The sequence below is a fragment of the Streptomyces sp. NPDC059371 genome (assembly GCF_042751995.1).
In the GTDB taxonomy this organism is placed as follows: domain Bacteria; phylum Actinomycetota; class Actinomycetes; order Streptomycetales; family Streptomycetaceae; genus Streptomyces.
Genome location: NZ_JBHYXD010000039.1, coordinates 1 through 20,666, shown reverse-complemented (window position 1 = coordinate 20,666; position 20,666 = coordinate 1). Strand labels below are relative to the sequence as shown.

General features: G+C 70.4%; 17 protein-coding genes and 1 pseudogene. 14 read left to right on the top strand and 4 right to left on the bottom strand.

The annotated features are described in order from the left end of the window. Positions 1-76 precede the first annotated feature (76 nt). A complete protein-coding gene (locus ACFXGX_RS22245) occupies positions 77-2,461 on the bottom strand; it encodes a bifunctional SulP family inorganic anion transporter/carbonic anhydrase (RefSeq protein ID WP_384793930.1) in 2,385 nt (794 codons plus the stop codon). A gap of 327 nt (positions 2,462-2,788) precedes the next feature. Between ACFXGX_RS22245 and ACFXGX_RS22240 the strand changes: the two genes are divergently transcribed. After that, the gene (locus tag ACFXGX_RS22240; RefSeq protein ID WP_384793927.1) at positions 2,789-4,060 is read left to right on the top strand and encodes a hypothetical protein; all 1,272 of its coding nucleotides are present in this window, start codon (positions 2,789-2,791) and stop codon (positions 4,058-4,060) included. Between the two features lie 127 nt (positions 4,061-4,187). Here ACFXGX_RS22240 and ACFXGX_RS22235 read toward each other — a convergent pair whose 3' ends face one another. Then, entirely contained in the window at positions 4,188-5,168 is a 981-nt protein-coding gene (locus ACFXGX_RS22235) for an ATP-binding protein (RefSeq protein WP_384793924.1), read from the bottom strand. A gap of 101 nt (positions 5,169-5,269) precedes the next feature. Here ACFXGX_RS22235 and ACFXGX_RS22230 point away from each other — a divergent pair, with 101 nt between their 5' ends. Continuing rightward, on the top strand, positions 5,270-6,094 hold the full coding sequence (locus tag ACFXGX_RS22230) for an oxidoreductase (RefSeq protein ID WP_384793921.1): 825 nt from the start codon (positions 5,270-5,272) through the stop codon (positions 6,092-6,094). A gap of 367 nt (positions 6,095-6,461) precedes the next feature. On the opposite strand, the gene ACFXGX_RS22225 is transcribed toward ACFXGX_RS22230, so the two are convergent. Further along, positions 6,462-7,295, bottom strand: a complete 834-nt coding sequence (locus ACFXGX_RS22225) for an HAD family hydrolase (RefSeq protein ID WP_384793918.1) — start codon at positions 7,293-7,295, stop codon at positions 6,462-6,464. A gap of 571 nt (positions 7,296-7,866) precedes the next feature. Here ACFXGX_RS22225 and ssd point away from each other — a divergent pair. The 7 genes and pseudogenes from ssd to ACFXGX_RS22190 all read left to right on the top strand — a co-directional run. Beyond that, entirely contained in the window at positions 7,867-8,961 is a 1,095-nt protein-coding gene (gene ssd, locus ACFXGX_RS22220; protein ID WP_384793915.1) for a septum site-determining protein Ssd, read from the top strand. Next, complete coding sequence (locus tag ACFXGX_RS22215; RefSeq protein ID WP_384793912.1) at positions 8,958-10,439, top strand: TadA family conjugal transfer-associated ATPase; 1,482 nt, start codon at positions 8,958-8,960, stop codon at positions 10,437-10,439. Before ssd ends, ACFXGX_RS22215 begins: the two co-directional genes overlap by 4 nt. After that, positions 10,426-11,298, top strand: coding sequence for a type II secretion system F family protein (locus tag ACFXGX_RS22210; protein WP_384793909.1), 873 nt, complete (start codon positions 10,426-10,428; stop codon positions 11,296-11,298). Before ACFXGX_RS22215 ends, ACFXGX_RS22210 begins: the two co-directional genes overlap by 14 nt. Further along, positions 11,295-12,077, top strand: a complete 783-nt coding sequence (locus ACFXGX_RS22205) for a type II secretion system F family protein (protein WP_384793906.1) — start codon at positions 11,295-11,297, stop codon at positions 12,075-12,077. Before ACFXGX_RS22210 ends, ACFXGX_RS22205 begins: the two co-directional genes overlap by 4 nt. Before the next feature lie 222 nt (positions 12,078-12,299). Further along, positions 12,300-12,485, top strand: a complete 186-nt coding sequence (locus ACFXGX_RS22200; protein WP_384794042.1) for a DUF4244 domain-containing protein — start codon at positions 12,300-12,302, stop codon at positions 12,483-12,485. A 7-nt stretch (positions 12,486-12,492) separates the two neighbouring features. Beyond that, entirely contained in the window at positions 12,493-12,894 is a 402-nt protein-coding gene (locus ACFXGX_RS22195; RefSeq protein ID WP_384793903.1) for a TadE family type IV pilus minor pilin, read from the top strand. Between the two features lie 95 nt (positions 12,895-12,989). Beyond that, positions 12,990-13,358, top strand: a pseudogene (locus ACFXGX_RS22190) (Rv3654c family TadE-like protein); the annotation flags it as partial. 208 nt (positions 13,359-13,566) lie between these two features. On the opposite strand, the gene ACFXGX_RS22185 reads toward ACFXGX_RS22190, so the two are convergent. Then, a complete protein-coding gene (locus ACFXGX_RS22185) occupies positions 13,567-16,059 on the bottom strand; it encodes a DEAD/DEAH box helicase (RefSeq protein ID WP_384793900.1) in 2,493 nt (830 codons plus the stop codon). A gap of 80 nt (positions 16,060-16,139) precedes the next feature. On the opposite strand from ACFXGX_RS22185, the gene bldG reads away from it, so the two are divergent. The 5 genes from bldG (at position 16,140) to ACFXGX_RS22160 (ending at position 20,613) form a co-directional block, all read left to right on the top strand. After that, a complete protein-coding gene (gene bldG, locus ACFXGX_RS22180; protein ID WP_037625427.1) occupies positions 16,140-16,493 on the top strand; it encodes an anti-sigma factor antagonist BldG in 354 nt (117 codons plus the stop codon). A gap of 99 nt (positions 16,494-16,592) precedes the next feature. Beyond that, positions 16,593-17,021 carry an ATP-binding protein gene (locus tag ACFXGX_RS22175; RefSeq protein WP_384793896.1) on the top strand — a complete coding sequence of 143 codons (429 nt, stop codon included), beginning with the start codon at positions 16,593-16,595 and terminating at the stop codon, positions 17,019-17,021. A gap of 92 nt (positions 17,022-17,113) precedes the next feature. Beyond that, positions 17,114-17,314, top strand: coding sequence for a hypothetical protein (locus tag ACFXGX_RS22170; protein WP_384793893.1), 201 nt, complete (start codon positions 17,114-17,116; stop codon positions 17,312-17,314). A gap of 63 nt (positions 17,315-17,377) precedes the next feature. Next, positions 17,378-19,786, top strand: coding sequence for a sodium-translocating pyrophosphatase (locus ACFXGX_RS22165; RefSeq protein WP_384793890.1), 2,409 nt, complete (start codon positions 17,378-17,380; stop codon positions 19,784-19,786). 230 nt (positions 19,787-20,016) lie between these two features. After that, a complete protein-coding gene (locus tag ACFXGX_RS22160; RefSeq protein WP_384793888.1) occupies positions 20,017-20,613 on the top strand; it encodes a small secreted protein in 597 nt (198 codons plus the stop codon). Positions 20,614-20,666 lie beyond the last annotated feature (53 nt).

The following is a 20,666-nucleotide window of genomic DNA, read 5'->3' as shown; positions in this document are numbered from 1 at the left end:
GGGGGTGGTGGGGTGTGTGTTGTGTCGCGGTGGGTGGGCTCGCGCGGACGCCGCGCGGCCCCCCCCCACCGCCCGATCACGCCGGATGCCTCAGCTCCTCCGCCGCGCCCGCCCGATCGAACGCGCCTACGTGATCGAACAGTTCGACCCCGTCGGCCCCGGCCAGCAGATACGCCTGGGCCTCCCCGACGTGGAAGTACATACCCTGCAGTTCGAGGACGCCCGCCCGAAGGGCCCGCGCCACGGACTCGTGCGCCCGCAGGTGCTCAAGTTGCTGCACCACGTTGGTCAGACAGAGCTGCTCCACCGCGTCGGCGGGTGCCCTTCCGGCGATCCGCGCACTCGGCCCGTCGTCGGCCATCCGGTCCAGGCTCGGCCGCCCGTGCCGCAGCCACCGCTTGAGCGGCGTGAGCGCCCCTCCTGGCTCCGACGCCAGCAACGCCTGCATGGCCCCGCAGCCGGAGTGCCCGCACACCGTGATGGACCGCACCTTCAGTACGTCCACCGCGTACTCGATGGCCGCGGCGACCGAGTCGTCCCCGCTCTCCTTCCCGGGCGGCGGCACGAGGTTGCCGACATTGCGTACGACGAAGAGGTCGCCCGGACCGCTGGAGGTGATCATCGAGGTGACGAGCCGGGAGTCGGCGCAGGTCAGGAACAGCTGGGACGGCCGTTGCCCTTCCCGGGCCAGCCGGGCCAGCTCATCACGCACCAGGGGTGCGGTGTTGCGCTGGAACGCGCTGATTCCGCGCGCCAGTTGATGTCCGCTCGGTCTGGCCTCGTCCGTCTCGTCACCCTGTCCGTCCGAAGGGGCCTCCGAGTGCGGGGACCCCGGTTCGGCCGCGGCGTCGCACTGGTGGTTCCGCCACGGTGTCCAGGGCCGGCAGCGGCAGTGTCCGGAGTCCGCGGGTTCGGCGATCCGCGTTCCGGTCCGCCCGCCGAGGTCGACCGTGCCGCCCTGGGCGACGTGGGTGCTCTGCCAGTCCTGCAGCGACTCGTACGCCGCGTGGTCCATGAACGAGCCGTCCAGGCGTACGACCACGTCCGCCCCTCGGGGCACGAGGTGCAGGGTGCGGCTGAGCCGGGGCACGGCGAGGAACGTCAACTGACCTCGTACATGTACGTGATGGACTCCTTCCCTCTCTTCGTGTGTGATGCGGGTGCGGCCGAGCCGGTGCAGGGCGACACCGACGGCCACGGAGACCCCCAGGGCCACACCCTCGAGAACTCCGAGGAACACGACGCCGAGCGTGGTGACGGCGTACACCAGGACCTCGCGGTGGCGGGTGACCGTTCGGATGTGGTGCAGGGACACCATCTGGATGCCGACGGCCATCACCAGGGCGGCGAGCGATGCGAGCGGGATCAGCTCCAGGATCGGGACCATCAGCAGCGCGGCAATCACTACGAAAACGCCGTGCAGGATCGTGGAGTTCCGGCTGACGGCACCCGCTTGCACATTCGCCGCACTCCGTACGGCGACACCGGCTACGGGCAGTCCGCCGAGCGCGCCGGAGACGACATTGGCGGCGCCCTGCCCGAGCAGTTCCCGGTCGAGGTGGGAACGGCCGACACGGCCCTGGAGTTCCGGACGGCCGCTCACCAGCTTGTCCACGGCGACGGCCCCGAGCAGCGACTGCACGCTGCACACCAGGGTCACGGTGAGGACGGCGGCGACGATGCCGAGCACCGGCCCCTCGGGCACGCCGGCCAGCGCGTGGCTGCTCCAGGACGGCAGTTCGACCCTCGGCAGCGTCAGTCCGGCGGCAGAGGCGGTCAGGGTCGCTCCGGCGACGGCGATCAGCGCGGCGGGGACCTTGCGCAGCACCCGTCCGGTCCGTCCGGGAAGCCGTGGCCAGGCGAACAGCAGCACCAGGGTCAGCACGCTCATCGACATCGCCGCTGAGTGCATCCGGGCCACTTGGCCCGGCAGTCCGACGAGATTGTCGAGGACGGAGCTCTGCGGAATGCCTCCCAGCACGATGTGGAGTTGGGCCACGGCGATGGTCACCCCGATGCCGGCGAGCATGCCGTGCACGATCGCCGGGCTGACGGCCAGGGCCGTACGGGCCACCCGCAGGCAGCCGAGACCGAGCTGGGTGATGCCCGCCAGCACGGTGATGGCGCAGGTCGCGCGCCAGCCGTAGCGCTGGATGAGCTCGGCCGTGACGAGGGTCAGCCCCGCGGCGGGTCCGCTCACCTGGAGCGGTGAGCCACCGAGCCGGCCCGCGACCAGTCCGCCGGCGGCGGCGGCGACCAGCCCGGCCTGGAGCGGCGCGCCGGTGGCGAGGGCGATGCCGAGGGACAGGGGGAGGGCGATCAGGAAGACCGCGATCGAGGCGGACAGATCGGCGCCCGCGACACGGAAGCGTCGGGGCGGGGTCGGCGGGGGGCTGTGGGGCTGGTGAATCTGCGCGGGCCGAGTCGGGTCGGCGGCGCGGGTGGGGACGCAGGCAGACATGGTTCCCGTCTCCTCCGGGGCGGCGCGGTCGCGGAACAGGTGATCCCCCGTCCGAAATGGCGGGGGGCGGGTCGCGGCCGTGAGTCACGGCGTGCAGCGGCGGGATTCTTCAACGCTCGGTAAATGGATCGTAATGCAGAGTAAAGGGATGGTGTCGAAAATAGGGGCAATTGGGGCAGGAATTCACCCCCTGGGGTGAAGTGCTCTTTTAGTCGGCTTGTCGTACTTATTCCTTCTCGGTCTCGTGAAACCTTGGCGGCCCTGTCGGTGCACAGCCGGCCGGCGCCCCGACCGGCGCTGCCCGACGGAGGAGAAGGAGGGCGGAACATGGCCGCCACCCAGAGGATCGCCGCGGGCGTGGCGATCGCCGCGGCCTGTGCCACGGCACTCGCCGGTTGCGCGAGCGGCGGCACGCCTTCCCGTGAACGTGCGCAGGGCGCGAAGAAGGCGACGGGGGCTCCGGCGCCCAAGGCGGCGGTCCGCCTGATCGGCGACGGATCCACGTCGTACACCGGGGCCCAGCCGCATCTTCCGCGGCCCGAGCGGCTGAGGCCGGGCCAGAAGCCACCGCAGTTCGTGGTCTTCTCCTGGGACGGCGCCGGCGAGGACGGCCAGAGGCTCTTCTCCCACTTCCGGAAGCTCTCCAAGGCCAATCGGGCGACGATGACGTACTTCCTGAGCGGCGTGTACATGCTGCCGGAGGACAAGCGTGACCTGTACCGGCCGCCACAGCACTCTCCCGGCAGCTCGGAGATCGGCTTCAACGACGGGCAGGGCATCGCGGACACCGCGAAGCAGTTGCGCGGCGCGTGGCTGGAGGGCAACGAGATCGGCACGCACTTCAACGGCCACTTCTGCGGTACGGAAGCCGGGGTCGGCCAGTGGTCGGTCGCGGACTGGAAGAACGAGATCGCCCAGGCGAAGTCGTTCGTGAAGTCCTGGAAGAGCAACACGGGCCTGAAGGACGCGGCCTCGCTGCCCTTCGACTACGACAAGGAACTCGTCGGTGCCCGCACCCCCTGTCTGGAGGGCCGCGAGAACTTCATGAAGGCGGCCCGCGAGCTGGGCTTCCGCTACGACAGCAGCGGCGTCGGCGACCAGGTCTGGCCGAAGAGGAAGGAGGGGCTGTGGGACCTGTCGATGCAGCTCGTGCCCTTCCCCGGACACTCCTACGAGCAGCTCACCATGGACTACAACTTCATGGTCAACCAGTCGGGAACGCGGACCCAGGGCGACCCGGCCAAGCAGGAGTTCTGGGGCCATCAGATGCGCGACGGGCTACTGAAGGGCTTCGACCGTGCCTACGACGGCAATCGCGCGCCTCTGATCATCGGCAACCACTTCGAGTCCTGGAACGGCGGCACCTACATGCGTGCCGTCGACGAGGTCGTCGAGCGCGTCTGCACCAAGGCCGAGGTGCGCTGTGTCTCCTTCCGTCAATTGGCCGACTGGCTCGACGCCCAGGACCCGGCCACCCTCGACAAGCTCCGCGGCCTCCAGGTCGGACAGGCGCCGAAGCAGGGCTGGGCCTCCTTCCTCGCAGGCCGCCCCGCCCCGGCCCCGAAGGGTGTCCCCGGGGCACCGGCGCTCAAGCCGTAGCGGTGCCCCGGGCCGTCCCTTCGCTCAGGTCGTCATGGTTGCCCCGGGGCCCTGCTTGCTCAGGCCGCGGTGGCGCTTCGGACCGTCTGCTGCCGGGCCCGGGGCGGCGCTGTCGGCCGTCGGCTCCTCACGCGGTGGCCAGCGGGCTTTCGCCGAGCACGAATCCGGGGTCGACCTGCCCGGTGAGGTCCGCCCCGGTCTTGGCGTTGCCCCAACTGGCGGCGTTCTTCAGGTGGAACTGCACCATCTGGCGCGTGTACCGCTCCCAGTCGCGCAGCTCGTACGTGGCGTCGGCGGCGGCCCGCAAGGCGTGCAGCGAGCGCCGGTTGGCATCTTCCAGGGTCTCGAAACGGGGCGGACGCCCCTTCTCCATGGCGCGCACCCATTCCGAGTGCCCGACCGTGACCAGGAGGTCGTCGCCGACCTCCGCTCGCAGGAAGTCGATGTCGTCCTGGTTCTGCACCTTGTTGCCGACGACCCTCAGGGCGATGCCGAAGTCGCGGGCGTACTCCTTGTACTGGCGATAGACGGAGACTCCCTTCCGGGTCGGCTCGGCGACAAGGAACGTGATGTCGAAGCGGGTGAACAAGCCGGACGCGAAGGAATCGGAGCCCGCCGTCATGTCGACGACGACGTACTCGCTCCGGCCGTCGACGAGATGGTTCAGGCAGAGCTCCACGGCACCGGTCTTGGAGTGGTAGCAAGCCACTCCCACATCGGCCTCGGTGAACGGGCCGGTGACCATCAAACGGACCACGCCGCCGTCGAGTTCCACCGGTCGCGCGCAGGCGTCGTACACCGGATTGGTCTCGCCGACCCGCAGCAGCCGGGAGCCTTCCCCGGGCGGGGTCGTCTTGATCATCGTCTCGGCGGAGGAGATGCGCGGGTTGGAGCCGCGCAGATAGTCCTTGATGAGCGGCAGCCGTTCGCCCATGGCGGGGAGCTCCGCGGACTCCGTCTCTTCGAGCCCGAGCGCGGCTCCCAGGTGCTGGTTGATGTCGGCGTCCACGGCGACGACAGGTGCCCCCGAGGCGGCGAGGTGGCGGATGAAGAGCGACGACAGGGTGGTCTTACCGCTGCCGCCCTTCCCGACGAAAGCAATTTTCATGTTCACCAAGAGTAGTGCGATCGTCGCTCCAGGTGCTCGCGCCGCGTGAAGAAGACCACTCCTTCGTGGGGCGCGGGCCCGGGGTGCGTACTGTCGTACTCATGAGTACGACAGGTGCGACCGCCGATCCGCTCGCGGCCCTCGGTTCACTTCCCGGCGTGGCCGATTCCGTGGAGTCCGTGCGCAAGGCCGTGGACCGGGTCTACGGCCACCGGATCATGCGGCGGCGCGGCAACGAGATCACGTCCGAGGCGGCGCTGCGCGGGGCCCGTGGTTCCGCGGCGCTGTCCGGGGCCGACTGGGCCCTCGAAGAGGTGCGCCGGCGTACGGACTTCAGTGTGGGGGAGGAAGACCGTACGGTCGGCGCCGCCCTGCGGCTGACCGCCGAGGCGGGTCAGCTCCTGTCCATCTGGCGGCAGTCGCCCCTGCGTGTGCTGGCCCGGCTCCACCTGGTGGCGGCGGCGGACCGCGGTGAGGCGGTCGGCCGGCCGAGGCAGAGTGGGGAGAAGGCCGAAGAGCCCCTGGTGGAGCTTCCGTTGCCGGACGCGGACGAGGTCGCGGGCCGTCTCGAAGGACTGTCCCAGCTCATCATCGCGGGCGGTTCCGCCCCGGCCCTGGTCACGGCGGCCGTCGTCCACGGCGAACTGATCGCCCTGCGCCCGTTCACCTCCCACAACGGACTGGTCGCCCGCGCTGCCGAGCGCATCGTCCTGATCGGCAGCGGTCTCGACCCGAAGTCCATCTGCCCGGCGGAGGTCGGCCACGCGGAACTCGGCCGTGCGGCCTATCTCGGTGCACTGGACGGTTACGTCTCCGGCACCCCGGACGGCATGGCCGCCTGGATCGCGCACTGCGGCCGGGCCGTCGAGCTGGGCGCCAGGGAGTCCGCCGCGGTCTGCGAGGCGCTGCAGCGAGGCGCCGCGTAAGGGCGCGATCGCCTGGAAAAGGGTTGCGGCGGTACGAGTTCTCGTACCGCCGCTGGCACGTTCACCGGGTTACCAAGCGTCCTCTGTGTGTTGCCCATCAGGTCGGGATCTTCTGCCCGTCACCTGGTGCGGCTGGCCCGTAATCGACGGGTCGACGTCGCGTGGGTGCTCGATGTTCATGCTCGGTCCGTGGGGCCGGGTTGCGTTTGAAGGTGATCCTCTCGGATGTCCTTGGTCTCGCGGGCCGCTAAACCCTTTGTACTCCAGGTCCGGAGGAAGCGAAACCCCTCACCGCACTTCTTTTACTTTTAGGTTCAAAAGGGTGAGAAATGGACTTCTTTTAGGGCCCCTACGCGCGCGTGAGGGTTCACACCGCCGTCGCGCGGCGCCGGCTGGCGTACCAGACGAGTCCTGCCGTGGCCGCCGCGGCTCCTATCGCGGCCGCCGCGACGAGGGCGGGGCGAGGGGGCACGGACAGGCCGGGCAGCCGTTGCTTCAGCCGGACCGGGCGATGGAAGTCCAGGATCGGCCACGAGCGGGCGACGGCCTCCCGGCGCAGCGCGCGGTCCGGATTCACCGCGTGCGGATGCCCGACGGACTCCAGCATCGGCAGATCGGTCGCCGAGTCGCTGTAGGCGTAACAGCGGGGCAGGTCGTACCCCTCGGACGCGGCCAGCTCCTTGATCGCCTCGGCCTTCGTCGGTCCGTAGGCGTAGTACTCCACCTCTCCGGTGAAGCAGCCGTCCTCGCCGACGACCATGCGGGTCGCCACGACCCGGTCGGCGCCGAGCAGTTCACCGATCGGCTCGACGACCTCGGCACCGGACGTGGACACGATCACGACGTCGCGACCGGCCTTGTGGTGCTGCTCGATGAGCGACGCGGCCTCGTCGTAGATGATCGGGTCGATGAGGTCGTGCAGTGTCTCGGCGACGATCTCCTTGACCTGCTGGACGTTCCAGCCGCGGCACATCGAGGACAGGTACTTGCGCATCCGTTCCATCTGGTCGTGGTCGGCGCCGCCCGCCAGGAACACGAACTGGATGTACGCGGTACGCAAGGCCGCCCTGCGGCTGATCAGTCCGCCTTGGTAGAACGACTTGCTGAAGGTGAGCGTGCTCGACTTCGCAATGACCGTCTTGTCCAGGTCGAAGAAGGCCGCTGTACGAGGCAAGGAGTGGTTTTCCACGAGGTCGAGCATAGGGCCCACCATTCGGCGTAAGGTGAGGCGCGTGGGTTTGCCTGAGAAGGCTCTCGGGTACACCATGGAAGTCACGGATCGTTCGCGACCGTGCTAACCCGGTCCGACTCCTCCCCCCCCGAGTCGGCCGTGGGGACGACCCCCGCTCTCCCCCCCGGCGGGGGTCGTCGCATGTCCGGATGGGTTTTCTCCGCTTCTGCGCGGCCCCGGAGCCTCCTCGGCACCGTTGATTCCGCCCTCTGCGTGCATCCATGATCCGTCACTGTGTGTAGCTGTTGGGATGCTCTGCGGAAGTCGTTGAGCGTTCACCGGTAGGCGTGAAGGCGATATTCACAGCCGCCGAGTTGTCCACAGTTTTCGACCAAGATCCACACGATTTCCCGGATCGCCCCACCGTGATTCTCACGCGCCCCGTTCGCGGCCGGTTCATGACCGGTTCCGTTTGTCGGACGCGTTTGGCCGGTTCGTATCGGCCGTTCATATGGAGGCCGCTTGCCGGCTCTTCACACGAGCGGGAATCACGGGGTCCTGGAGGGCCCCGCGCAAGAAGCAGCGAAGGGGGCTGGAGATCGTGGCGGGAGCCATCACCCATGACCGGCCGCCCACCGCCGAGGGGCGGCAGGGCGGACCATTGATCGTCACCGAGGACGTCGACCTCCTCGACGACCTGCTGCGCCTGTGCGCCGCGGCGGGCGCGCGGCCCGAGGTCCATCACGGGATTCCGGAACGCAGGGGGAGCTGGGAAGCGGCACCTCTCGTCCTCGTCGGCGACGACGCGGCATCGCGCGTACGAGGCGCCGCGCGGAGAAGGGGAGTGGTCCTGGTAGGCCGGGACCAGGACGATTCCGGAGTCTGGCGGCGTGCCGTCGAGATCGGCGCCGATCACGTCCTGGTGCTGCCGGACGGAGAGCAATGGCTCGTCGACCGCATCGCGGATGTGGCCGAAGGAGTCGGCAGGCCCGCTCTCACCGTCGGTGTGCTCGGCGGCCGCGGCGGGGCCGGCGCCTCCACGCTGGCCTGCGCGCTCGCCGTCACCTCCGCGCGTGAGGGGAAGCGCACCCTGCTCGTGGACGCGGACCCTCTCGGAGGCGGACTCGACGTACTCCTCGGCGGGGAGACGGCCGAGGGGCTGCGCTGGCCGGCGTTCGCGGCATCCCGCGGCAGGGTCGGCGGCGGCGCCCTGGAGGAGTCCCTGCCCCGACTGCACGCCTTGCGGGTCCTGAGCTGGGACCGGAGCGACACGGTCACCGTTCCCCCGCAAGCGGTGCGCGCGGTGCTGGCCGCCGCCAGACGGCGCGGTGGCGTGGTGGTCGTCGACCTGCCCCGCCGCATCGACGAGGGCGTCGCCGAGATCCTCGCCCAACTCGACATGGGGCTGCTGGTGGTCCCCGCCGACCTGCGCTCGGTCGCGGCGGCCGGGCGGGTGGCGTCAGCGGTCGGCATGGTTCTGCGCGATCTGCGGATCGTGGTCCGGGGCCCCTGCGCGCCGGGCCTCGACGACCGTGAGGTCGCCCGTCTGCTCGACCTGCCCCTGGTGGGCGAACTGCCGGCGGAGTCCTTCCCGCTCGACGCCGGGCCGCCACCGGGAAGCTCGGCGAAGGGGCCCCTGGCACGGTTCTGCGCGGCCTTCTGGGAGCGCGTTCCGGTCGAAGGAGGGGGCGTATGAGCTGGGACGCGAGAAAGGAGACGCGGGGCGGCCCACCAGGCATCCCACCCGCGCGGACGGAGGCGTGGGACGGGGACGGGGCCGGCCCTGACGGTGGTGCGGGGCTGCTGGACGGTGTGCGGCAATGGCTGGCCGAGAGCGGATCCGAACCGACTCCCGCGCGCGTGGCCCAGGCGCTGCGCGAGCAGGGGCGGGTGCTCGGGGACGCCGAAGTCCTCGGCGCGGCCGAGCGGCTGCGCTCCGAGCTGGTCGGCAGCGGTCCGCTGGAGCCGCTGCTCGCCGATCCGTCGGTGACCGACGTGCTCGTGTCGGCGCCCGACCGGGTCTGGGTGGACCGCGGCGGCGGCCTGGAGCTGACCACCGTGTCCTTCCCGGACGCGGCAGCGGTACGACGTCTCGCTCAGCGCCTCGCGGCGGTGGCCGGCAGACGGCTCGACGACGCCCGCCCCTGGGTGGACGCCAGGCTGCCGGACGGAACCCGTCTGCACGCGGTGCTGCCACCGGTGGCCGTCGGCTCCACGTGCCTGTCCCTGCGTGTCGTGCGGCCGCGCGCGTTCACGCTCGACGAGCTGGTGGCGGCGGGAACGGTGCCACCCGGAGGGGACAAGGTGCTCACAGCACTGCTGGACGCCCGGCTCTCCTTCCTCGTCAGCGGAGGCACGGGCTCAGGCAAGACGACCTTGCTGAGCGCGTTGCTGGGGCTGGTGGGTCCGGGAGAGCGGATCGTGCTCGCCGAGGACTCGGCCGAGCTGCGGCCCGACCATCCGCATGTGGTGCGCCTGGAAGGGAGGCCCGCCAATCAGGAGGGCGTCGGCCTCGTCTCGCTCCAGGATCTTGTCCGGCAGGCCCTGCGGATGAGACCGGACCGACTGGTGGTCGGCGAGGTGCGAGGTCCGGAGGTCGTCTCGCTGCTGGCGGCGCTGAACACAGGACATGAGGGCGGCTCGGGAACGCTTCACGCCAACGCTGCGGCGCAGGTCCCGGCCCGGCTGGAGGCCCTGGGCACCGCGGCCGGCCTCGACAGGGCTGCGCTGCACAGTCAACTGGCGGCGGCGCTGTCCGTGGTCCTTCATCTCGTACGCGACCGGACCGGACAGCGCCGGATCGCCGAGGTTCATGTGCTGGAACGAGCCCCGTCGGGGCTGGTGGTGACGGTGCCCGCGCTGCGGTGGGGCGAGGACGCCTTCGCGTACGAGCGGGGGTGGGAGCGGCTGCGGGAGCTCCTACGGGAGGGAAGCCAGGGACATCGAAACCAGGGCGGTCGAAACCAGGGGGGTCGGGAGGCGATCGGCTCGGGCCAGGGGTGTCGCGAGCGGCCGGCGTCGGGCCAGGGGTGTCGTGAGCCGTTCGGGCTCGGGAGGGGGGAAGTGCCTCTGGACCGGAGGAGTACGAGGAGTCCTTCGGAGGTGGTAGGCGCCGGGGTCTTCACGGTGGCCGGACATCGGGACGCGAACGGGGAGCGGGATGAGGTTCGGTGAGATGGCGGACGCGCCCGCAGGAGCGGCCGTGGCGTGCGCCGGGATCGGGGCCTGGCTGATCGGCGGGCACGGCTCGGGCGCGCGCAGAGCGAGGGCGCTGCTCGCCGGCGGCGGGGCGGCGACCGGGCCGCCCTTGTGGGAACGGGCCCGTGTCGACTGGTCACGGCTGCGCGGGCGGCTGCGGCCCGAAGCATGGTCGCTGGTGGCGGGAGCGGTGATCGCTGTACTGGGCACGTCACTTGTGCCCCTGCCCCTCGGAGCCGCCGGCATGCCCCTGCTGCGCCGGGTGCGGCGAGCGGCGGAGGCCCGGCGCGAGCGTGAGCGACGGGGCGACGCGGTGATCGCCCTGTGCGGCGCGCTCGCCGGTGAGGTGCGGGCCGGACGCCAGCCCGGCGAGGCACTGCTCGCGGCCGCACGTGATTCGGACGGACTCGCTGAGGCGCAGCCGTTGGTGCTGGCCGCGGCGAGATTCGGTGGAGACGTGCCGGGCGCGCTCACCGAGGCGGCACGGCAGCCCGGCGCCGACGGACTGGTGGGGCTCGCCGCATGCTGGCGTGTGGCCGTGGACCGGGGCGCGGGGCTGGCGGCGGGACTGGACCGACTGGAGGCCGCGCTGAGAGCCGAGCGGGATCAACGAGCCGACATACGTGCCCAGTTGGCCGGGTCGCGGTCGACCGCCTCCATGCTCGCGGGCCTGCCCGTCCTCGGCCTCCTGCTCGGCACCGCGCTCGGCGCGGACCCCCTGCACGTGCTGCTGCACACCGGTCCCGGGCTGGGCTGCCTGCTGGTCGGCGGGGTGCTGGAGAGCGTGGGGCTGTGGTGGGCGCTGCGGATCGTACGAGGAGCGGAGGCGGCATGAACGCGGAAGTTGTCCACAGGCTGGGGGTACTTGTGTGTGGAGCGCTCCTGATCGGCTCGCCGGCCCGTTGGCTCGGGGCGGTGCGGCGGGCGAGGAGAGTGCGCGGACGCCTGGCCGCGCTGCTTCTCCCGGAACCCGCGCCATCGTCCCGGCGCCACGAGGTACGGGGCTTAAGCCGGCGATGGCTGCCACTGCTGGGTGTCGTGTGTGCCGGCTGGGTTCTGATCGGCGGGATCGTCGGAGTTGTGGTCGGACTGGCGGCAGGGTTCGGAGTCCGGTGGTGGCTCCGGCGGCGGAATCCGGCACCTCCGGAGGAGTACGACGTGGCGTCGGCCACCCGCCAACTGCCGCTCGCAGCCGACTTGGTGGCCGCCTGTATCGCGGCGGGGGCGAGTCCCGTGGCGGCCGCCCAGGCCGTCGGCGAGGCGCTGGGCGGACCCGTGGGCGAGCGGCTGGCCCGGGGCGCGGCGGAGGTGCGGCTCGGCGGCGAACCGGTCGACGCGTGGCGGCGGTTGGCGTCGTTGCCGGGGGCTCAGGGGCTGGCGCGACTCTTGGAGCGGGCGGGCGAGTCGGGCGTCCCGGCGGCTGTACCTGTGGGACGGCTCGCGGCGGAGGCCCGCGCCGAGTGGGCGCGCACGGCGACGGCTAGGGCCCGCCGAGCGGCCGTCATGGTCACGGCCCCGGTGGGGTTGTGTTTCCTGCCCGCCTTCCTCGCGATCGGCGTGCTGCCCGTGGTGATCGGGCTGGCCGGCGGATTGCTGCGAGGGGGTGGTGGGTGACAGACGGCGGGGTGCGAGCGATGAACGGCAGCGATGAACGGCAGCGATGAACGGCAGCGATGAACGGCCGGCGGTCGAAGTGACCTAACAGGACTGAATACCACGGAGGTTGAAATGAGCGGGATGGCGCGAGTACTCGGACCGGCGCGAGGGCGGGGACGAGAGCAGGAGCAGGAGCAGGAGCAGGAGCGGAACCAGAACCAGGGGCGAGGGCGTGCGTGGATGCGGGCCTGGGTGGTCGCGTCCGTCGCGGCGCGGAGGGACGCGGGGATGGTCACGTCCGAGTACGCGGTGGGTGTCATCGCGGCGGTGGCCTTCGCGGCCGCGCTCTACAAGGTGGTGACGAGCGGGCAGGTCGGCGAGGAACTGCAGGGCATCGTGGGCCGGGCGCTCAATGTCCAGATGTGAACGCCGCATGGGGCAAGCCAAGTTGAGGGCGGGTCCGGCCTCGTGCCGGGACGGTGGATTCGTCACCGCCGAGGCCGCCGTGGTCCTGCCCTCTCTGGTGCTCGTCGGCATGGCGCTCGTCTGGGCCCTGCTCGCCGCGTCCGCGCAGATCCAGTGCGTGGACGCGGCGAGGGCGGGCGCTCGGTCGGCGGCGCGCCAGGACCCGGAGGAAGCCGTCCTGGAGACGGCCCGTCGCGCGGCCCCGTCCGGTGCGAAGGTCACGGTGGTCCGGGAAGGGGACCTGGTCCGGGTCACCGTCGGCGCGCGGACACCCGGTCCCGCCGCTCTGTCCCTTGAACTGAAGGACGAGGCGGTGGCGCTGGCGGAGGAGACGGTGGGGGACACGGCCGCGGGGGTGGAGCGGAGATGAGGAGCCGGAGTGCCGGGCTGAGCCGGCGATGGGCGTGGTCGCCCGCCGGGAGGGGCCGCTGTGCGGGGCGGCGTGCCTCCTCCGACCGGTGGCGTGTGTTCGCCGACCGTGGGCGTGACTCCTCCGACCGGGGGAGCGCGTTCTCCGACAGAGGGTCCGCGACGGTGTGGACGGTGGGCGCGGTCGCTGTGCTCTGTGCCGTCTTCGGGGTGGTGCTGTCGATGGGGCAGGCCGTCGTGGTGCGGCATCGGGCCGCGGGGGCCGCGGACTTGGCGGCCCTCGCCGCGGCGGACCGTTGGAGCGACGGTGGCACGGCGGCCTGCGCGCGCGCGGAACGGGTGGCCCGAGCCCAGAGCGCGCGGCTCGTGCGGTGCGAGGTCGAGGGCCAGATCTCGGACGTGACGGCGTCGTCCGGAACCGGACCGATCACCGCCGAGGTCAGATCGAGGGCGGGGCCCGCGGGGTCATGCACCCGCGAATCACCCGTTCGGCCTATCCGGGCCCAACTTTCGTCCGACGGGCCGTCGGCCTTCACCTATCCGGCCTATCCGGCCTATCTGTTCCGTCCAGCCCGTCCAGCCCGTCCAGCCCGTCCAGCCCGTCCAGCCCGTCCAGCCCGTTCGGCCTTGGCGACCTGCCCGGACCAATCCCGATCCGACTGCCCCCGCCGGACTACTCGCGACCCGACTCCTCACCGACCGGCGCCTCCGGGCCCGGCTCCGGTGCCGTCCGCAGGAGTTCCGTGAGCAGGCGCACGGCGCCTCGCTTGTGGAGGGGTTCGTTGCCGTTCCCGCATTTGGGCGACTGGATGCAGGAGGGGCAGCCAGCGTCGCACTCGCACGAGGCGATGGCCTGACGGGTGGCCGTGAGCCAGGAGCGGGCGGTGTGGAAGGCCCGCTCGGCGAATCCGGCGCCGCCCGGGTGACCGTCGTACACGAAGACGGTGGGCAGGAGCGTGTCCGGGTGGAGCGGTACGGAGACGCCGCCGATGTCCCAGCGGTCGCAGGTGGCGAACAGCGGCAGCATGCCGATCGAGGCGTGCTCGGCGGCGTGCAGGGTGCCGCCGAGGATCTCCGGGTTGATCCGGGCCGCGTCGAGCTGGTCCTCGGTGACCGTCCACCAGACGGCACGGGTGCGGAGCGTACGGGGAGGGAGGTCGAGCTTGGTCTCGCCGAGCACTTCGCCGGTCATGACACGTCGGCGCAGGAAGGAGACGACCTGATTGGTGACTTCCACGGAGCCGTAGCACAACCGGCCGTCGCCCCAGGGGACTTCGACGTCGGTCTCGAGGACGGCGATGGTGGTCGTGTCGCGCGCGACCGTCGAATACGGCGGGCTGGCCTCCTCGACCAGGGCGACGGAGTCCTCCAGGTCCAGCTTGCGCACCAGGTACGTACGGCCCTGGTGCAGATGGACCGCGCCCTCGTGGACCGCCGTGTGCGCGGCGCCCTCGTCGACCGTGCCGAGCAGGCGGCCGGTGCCGGCCTCGACGACCTGCACCGGGCTGCCGCCGCCCCCGCGGATGTCGGTCAGGTCGACGGCCCGCTCCCGGCGCGTCCAGTGCCAGGCCGTGGCCCGCCGACGCAGCAGCTTCGCGGCCTCCAGCTGCGGCAGCAGTCCGGCGGCGGCGGGGCCGAAGAGGTCCAAGTCCTCGTCCGTGAGTGGGATCTCGGAGGCGGCGGCGCACAGGTGGGGGGCCAGGACGTACGGATTGTCCGGGTCGAGGACGGTGGATTCCACCGGTTGGTCGAACAGGGCCTCGGGGTGATGGACGAGGAAGGTGTCCAGCGGGTCGTCGCGGGCGACCAGGATCGCCAGCGCGCCTTCCCCGGAGCGGCCCGCGCGGCCGGCCTGCTGCCAGAGGGAGGCGCGGGTGCCCGGGTAGCCGGAGATGACGACGGCGTCGAGGCCGGAGATGTCGACGCCGAGTTCGAGGGCGGTGGTGGCGGCGAGGCCGAGGAGTTCTCCGGAGTGCAGCGCGCTCTCCAGGGCGCGGCGTTCCTCGGGGAGGTAGCCGCCGCGGTAGGCGGCGACGCGCCGGGCCAGCGAGCGGTCGATCTCGGCGAGGCGTTCCTGAGCGATCAACGCGATCAGTTCGGCGCCACGCCGGGACCGTACGAAGGAGATCGAGCGCATGCCCTGGACGGTGAGGTCGGTCAGCAGGTCGGCCGTCTCGGCGGTGGCGGTACGCCGGACGGGTGCACCTTTCTCGCCGTGCAGATCGGTGAGCGGGGGCTCCCACAGGGCGAACACGAGTTCCCCTCGCGGGGAGGCGTCGTCGGCGACCTCGACGACGGGGAGGCCGGTCAGGCGGCGCGCCGCGACCGAGGGTTCGGCGGCGGTCGCGGAGGCCAGCAGGAAGACGGGAGAGGCGCCGTAGCGGGCGCAGAGGCGGCGCAGGCGGCGCAGGATCTGGGCGACGTGGGAGCCGAAGACGCCGCGGTAGGTGTGGCACTCGTCGATGACGACGTAGCGCAGGGCGCGCAGGAAGGAGGACCAGCGGGGGTGGGAGGGCAATATCCCGCGGTGCAGCATGTCGGGGTTGGTGAGGACGTAGTTCGCGTACTGGCGTACCCATTCGCGTTCCTCGAAGGGTGTGTCGCCGTCGTACACGGCTGGGCGAACGGCATTGCCCAGCGGTTGTGAAAGTTCCTTCACCGAGCGGCGCTGATCGGCCGCCAGGGCCTTGGTGGGAGCCAGGTAGAGGGCGGTGGCACCCCGGCCGTTCGGGGCCTCGGAGCCCTCCAGGAGGGCCGTCAGGACGGGGGCGAGGTAGGCGAGGGACTTGCCGGAGGCGGTGCCGGTGGCGACGATCACCGACTCGCCGTCCAGGGCGTGCTCGGCGACGCGCGCCTGGTGGGCCCAGGGGTGTTCGATGCCCGCCGCCTGCACCGCGGCGATGACCTCCGAACGGATCCGGTCGGGCCAGACGGCATGGCGACCCGCTCGCGGGGGCAAGTGCTCCGTATGAGTGATGCGCGAAGCCCGGCTCGGCCCCGAGGCGAGCCGGTCCAGGACGGTGCTCGGCGAGGGGCGGGAAGCGGTGTCCGCCGAGGATCGATCGGATCGGTGATTCTTGGCCATCGGCATCGAGTGTGTCACTGGCGTGACGGACAATGGGCCCAAGGCGTCGTGCACGCCTGCCGGTAAGTGATTGAATGCCATCGCGGCTGGCGAACCGTCCCGGGGGCTCTGCCGAGGTGTCCCATGGGGCGACCGCTCGATAGCAAGGTGCTGGAGGATCCGTGGACCTGTCTCTGTCGACTCGCAATGTGTCCGGCCCTAATGGCGACCGTACGGTCGTCGAGGTCGGCGGCGAAATCGATGTATATACCGCGCCCAAGCTGCGAGAGCAGCTGGTCGAGCTGGTGAACGACGGTAGCTTCCACCTCGTCGTCGACATGGAGGGCGTGGACTTCCTCGACTCCACCGGTCTCGGCGTGCTGGTGGGCGGCCTGAAGCGCGTCCGGGCCCATGAGGGCTCGCTGCGTCTGGTCTGCAACCAGGAGCGCATTCTGAAGATCTTCCGTATTACCGGCCTCACCAAGGTGTTCCCGATCCACACCTCGGTGGACGAGGCGGTCAACGCGACCGACTGACGGCCGGTCTCCCGGGTCGTGGGCCCGGGATCGCACATCGGGGACCGGGCCCCGCGGCCCGGCCCCCAGACAGCACGCCCGTAGTTCAGAGGGGGATGCATGGCCACCGTTGAACTCCGCTTCAGCGCGCTGCCCGAGCACGTCAGGACCGCCCGACTGGTGGCGGCAGCGGTGGCGCGCAGGGCCGGAGTGGACGAGGCCGTCCTCGACGAGGTCAGGCTCGCTGTCGGTGAGGCCTGTACTCGTGCCGTCGGGCTGCACCAGAGTGGTGGTATCGCGGCACCGGTGCACGTGTCGCTGATCGAGGAGGAGAAGCAGTTCTCCATCGAGGTCGGTGACGAGGCGCCGGGTTCGGTGCCCGGCGGGGCGGCGTCCGGCGCCGCCTCGGACGCGGAGATCGAGGAGGACGAGATGGGCCTCGCGGTCATCAGCGGCCTCGTCGACGACGTGGAAGTCATCGCCGGAGAGCACGGCGGACTGATCAGGATGAGCTGGCCGACCACGCCGCCGGCCGTGGCTCTTTCCTGACAGCCGTCCCTCTTAGTTTGTCCTGAAGGGCCCTACTCGGTGGGGCCCTTCGGCATGTCCGGGAACGTACTCCCGTCCATATGGTGATCGCGATGGTGATCGCGCACTCCGGTGATCGTGTACTCCGGTGGCCGCGCACGGCGTTTCGTGAATTGATTCACGATCAGTCGCGTGATAATTGGATCAAGCGTCAACGCTTCTGGGGCATTACTGCATTTGGGTCCGTGGACGCCTGTCGATCATTTGCTGAAGGGCAAGTGAAGATTAATTCCGCTTACCGCGCACTGTTTTGATCAGGTTCCGGTATCTAGAATCCGTCCACATCTTGAGCTCAGCCCAAGCGTCAAGGAGGACGAATGGCGGGGCTTTCTACCCCTCATCAGTTTGACCACCCCACAACCTTCGCAGCTGCGGTTCTGACGGACGGCAACCGTCTCATCGTGACGGTCGTCGCGGTCGTCGCCGTGGCAGCGCTCGTCGTCGCCGGGATCCTGGTGCGCCAGGTCCTCGCGGCCGGCGAGGGCACCGACAGCATGAAGGAGATCGCGACGGCGATCCAGGAAGGCGCGAATGCCTACCTGGGACGTCAGATGCGCACGCTCGGCGTATTCGCCGTCGTGGTGTTCTTCCTGCTCATGCTGCTTCCCGCGGACGACTGGAATCAGCGCGCCGGACGGTCGATCTTCTTCTTGATCGGCGCGGCGTTCTCGGCGACCACCGGCTATATCGGTATGTGGCTCGCCGTACGGAGCAATGTCCGCGTGGCCGCGGCCGCACGGGAAGCGACCCCGGCGGAGGGTGAGCCCGAAAAGGATCTCACCGCCGTCTCGCACAAAGCCATGAAGATCGCTTTCCGCACCGGCGGCGTAGTCGGCATGTTCACGGTGGGGCTCGGTCTGCTGGGCGCCTCCTGTGTGGTGCTCGTGTACGCGGCCGACGCGCCGAAGGTCCTTGAAGGCTTCGGTCTCGGCGCGGCACTGATCGCCATGTTCATGCGTGTCGGCGGCGGCATCTTCACCAAGGCCGCCGACGTCGGGGCCGACCTGGTCGGCAAGGTCGAGCAGGGCATCCCGGAGGACGACCCGCGCAATGCCGCGACGATCGCCGACAACGTGGGCGACAACGTGGGCGACTGCGCCGGTATGGCCGCCGACCTCTTCGAGTCGTACGCCGTCACGCTCGTCGCCGCGCTGATCCTCGGCAAGGTGGCGTTCGGCGACTCCGGGCTCGCGTTCCCGCTGATCGTGCCCGCGATCGGCGTACTCACCGCGATGATCGGCATCTTCGCGGTGGCGCCCCGGCGGTCCGACCGCAGCGGTATGTCCGCGATCAACCGCGGGTTCTTCATCTCCGCGGTGATCTCGCTCGTCCTGGTAGCCCTCGCCGTCTACATCTACCTTCCGGGGACCTACGCCGAACTGGACGGGGTCACGGACGCGGCGATCAAGGCCAAGGGCGGTGATCCGCGGATCTTCGCGGTCGTCGCCGTCGCGATCGGCATCGTGCTGGCCGCGCTCATCCAGCAGTTGACCGGCTACTTCACCGAGACCAGCCGTCGTCCCGTCCGGGACATCGGCAAGAGTTCACTCACCGGCGCGGCCACCGTCGTCCTCGCCGGCATCTCCATCGGTCTCGAATCGGCCGTCTACACCGCCCTGTTGATCGGCCTCGGCGTGTACGGGGCGTTCCTGCTGGGCGGTACGTCGATCATGCTGGCGCTGTTCGCCGTGGCGCTAGCCGGAACGGGCCTGCTCACCACGGTCGGTGTCATCGTCGCGATGGACACCTTCGGTCCCGTCTCCGACAACGCGCAGGGCATCGCCGAGATGTCGGGCGACGTCGAGGGCGCGGGCGCGCAGGTGCTCACCGACCTGGACGCCGTCGGCAACACCACCAAGGCCATCACCAAGGGCATCGCCATCGCCACCGCCGTCCTCGCGGCCTCGGCCCTCTTCGGCTCGTACCGTGACGCGATCACCACGGCCGCGAGCGACGTGGGCGAGAAGGTCTCGGGAGCGGGCGCGCCGATGAACCTGATGATGGACATCTCGCAGCCCAACAACCTGGTGGGTCTCATCGCGGGCGCCGCGGTCGTCTTCCTCTTCTCGGGGCTGGCGATCAATGCGGTGGCGCGGTCCGCCGGGGCGGTGGTCTACGAGGTGCGGCGGCAGTTCCGCGAGCATCCGGGGATCATGGACTACTCCGAGAAGCCCGAGTACGGAAAAGTCGTCGACATCTGCACCAAGGACGCGCTGCGCGAACTCGCCACACCAGGCCTGCTCGCGGTCCTCACGCCGATCGCGATCGGGTTCACGCTCGGGGTCGGCGCGCTCGGTTCGTTCCTCGCGGGCGCGATCGGCACCGGCACGCTGATGGCGGTCTTCCTCGCCAACTCCGGTGGTGCGTGGGACAACGCGAAGAAGCTCGTCGAGGACGGCCACCACGGCGGTAAGGGCAGTGAGGCCCACGAGGCGACGGTGATCGGTGACACCGTCGGTGACCCGTTCAAGGACACGGCGGGCCCCGCGATCAACCCGCTGCTGAAGGTCATGAACCTGGTGTCGCTGCTGATCGCTCCGGCGATCGTCAAGTTCTCGTTCGGCGACGACAAGAACGTCGGCGCACGGGTGTTCATCGCCATTCTCGCGCTCCTCGTGATCGTGGGCGCGGTGTACGTCTCCAAGCGGCGCGGGATCGCCATGGGTGACGAGGAGGACAACGACGAAGGGGTCGCCAAGTCGGCCGATCCTGCGGTGGTTTCGTAGCGCACCGGTTCCGCGTCCGATCCGGCCCGGAATTCCGTGCCGGATCGGGGTGCGGACCAACGGGCAGGCGCACGGCGCGTGTTGACGTGCCGTGCGCCCGCCCTGTGTGTGTTCACGTTGCTGTCGTGAGCCTTCTCTCGCTTGGTGCAAATGGCTTCAAAAGCTCCCATAGCGGGCATTCGCCATGTGGGTGTCGCCCACATGGCGTGTATGTTCCGGGGCCGAGAGCCATGGAAGGGACCAAACCGGTGAACAAGAAGCTCGCGGTCGCACTGTCCGGCGGTGCGGTACTGGTGCTCGCGCTGTCGGGATGCGGCAGCAGCGGGGACAGTGGCAACGACAAGCTGAACTCCTGGGCCAAGCAGGTCTGTGACGCGGTGAAGCCGCAGGCGCAGAAGATCGAGGAAGCGAACGCCGCGATCCAGAAGCAGACCTCGGACAACAGCACGCCGGAGGCCGTCCAGAAGACCGACGCACAGGCCTTCCAGGACATGTCCGACGCCTACAAGGCGATCGGCACCGCCGTCGACAACGCGGGACCCCCGGACGTCGAGGACGGCAAGACTAAGCAGACCAACGCCGTCAAGGAGCTCAACGGCATCTCCGCGTCGTACACCGCTCTGAAGACGCAGGTCGCCAAGCTCGACACCAAGGACCAGGCCAAGTTCGCCGAGGGCCTCAAGGGCATCGCGACCCAGCTCGGCAAACTGAGCCAGAGCGGGAACGACGCCCTGAAGAAGCTGGAGGAGGGCGACGTGGGCAAGGCGATGGCGCAGCAGGAGAGCTGCAAGTCGGCGTCCGGGTCCCCGGCCGCGGCCAACGGCTGAGAGCGTCCGCAGGACCCAAGGAGAGGGGCGGGCCCCCCGCGGGCCGGGGGGGC

Bases quoted from the DNA above. Each gene is read 5' to 3' on its own strand.
- ACFXGX_RS22205 (WP_384793906.1), top strand. From the start codon at position 11,295: ATGAACGCGGAAGTTGTCCACAGGCTGGGGGTACTTGTGTGTGGAGCG.
- ACFXGX_RS22240 (WP_384793927.1), top strand. From the start codon at position 2,789: ATGGCCGCCACCCAGAGGATCGCCGCGGGCGTGGCGATCGCCGCGGCC.
- ACFXGX_RS22235 (WP_384793924.1), bottom strand. From the start codon at position 5,168: ATGAAAATTGCTTTCGTCGGGAAGGGCGGCAGCGGTAAGACCACCCTG.
- ACFXGX_RS22200 (WP_384794042.1), top strand. From the start codon at position 12,300: ATGCGGGCCTGGGTGGTCGCGTCCGTCGCGGCGCGGAGGGACGCGGGG.
- ACFXGX_RS22160 (WP_384793888.1), top strand. From the start codon at position 20,017: ATGGAAGGGACCAAACCGGTGAACAAGAAGCTCGCGGTCGCACTGTCC.
- ACFXGX_RS22245 (WP_384793930.1), bottom strand. From the start codon at position 2,461: ATGTCTGCCTGCGTCCCCACCCGCGCCGCCGACCCGACTCGGCCCGCG.
- ACFXGX_RS22215 (WP_384793912.1), top strand. From the start codon at position 8,958: ATGAGCTGGGACGCGAGAAAGGAGACGCGGGGCGGCCCACCAGGCATC.
- ACFXGX_RS22210 (WP_384793909.1), top strand. From the start codon at position 10,426: ATGAGGTTCGGTGAGATGGCGGACGCGCCCGCAGGAGCGGCCGTGGCG.
- ACFXGX_RS22170 (WP_384793893.1), top strand. From the start codon at position 17,114: ATGGTGATCGCGCACTCCGGTGATCGTGTACTCCGGTGGCCGCGCACG.
- ACFXGX_RS22225 (WP_384793918.1), bottom strand. From the start codon at position 7,295: ATGCTCGACCTCGTGGAAAACCACTCCTTGCCTCGTACAGCGGCCTTC.
- ACFXGX_RS22175 (WP_384793896.1), top strand. From the start codon at position 16,593: ATGGCCACCGTTGAACTCCGCTTCAGCGCGCTGCCCGAGCACGTCAGG.
- ACFXGX_RS22230 (WP_384793921.1), top strand. From the start codon at position 5,270: ATGAGTACGACAGGTGCGACCGCCGATCCGCTCGCGGCCCTCGGTTCA.
- ACFXGX_RS22165 (WP_384793890.1), top strand. From the start codon at position 17,378: ATGGCGGGGCTTTCTACCCCTCATCAGTTTGACCACCCCACAACCTTC.
- ACFXGX_RS22195 (WP_384793903.1), top strand. From the start codon at position 12,493: ATGGGGCAAGCCAAGTTGAGGGCGGGTCCGGCCTCGTGCCGGGACGGT.
- ACFXGX_RS22185 (WP_384793900.1), bottom strand. From the start codon at position 16,059: ATGGCATTCAATCACTTACCGGCAGGCGTGCACGACGCCTTGGGCCCA.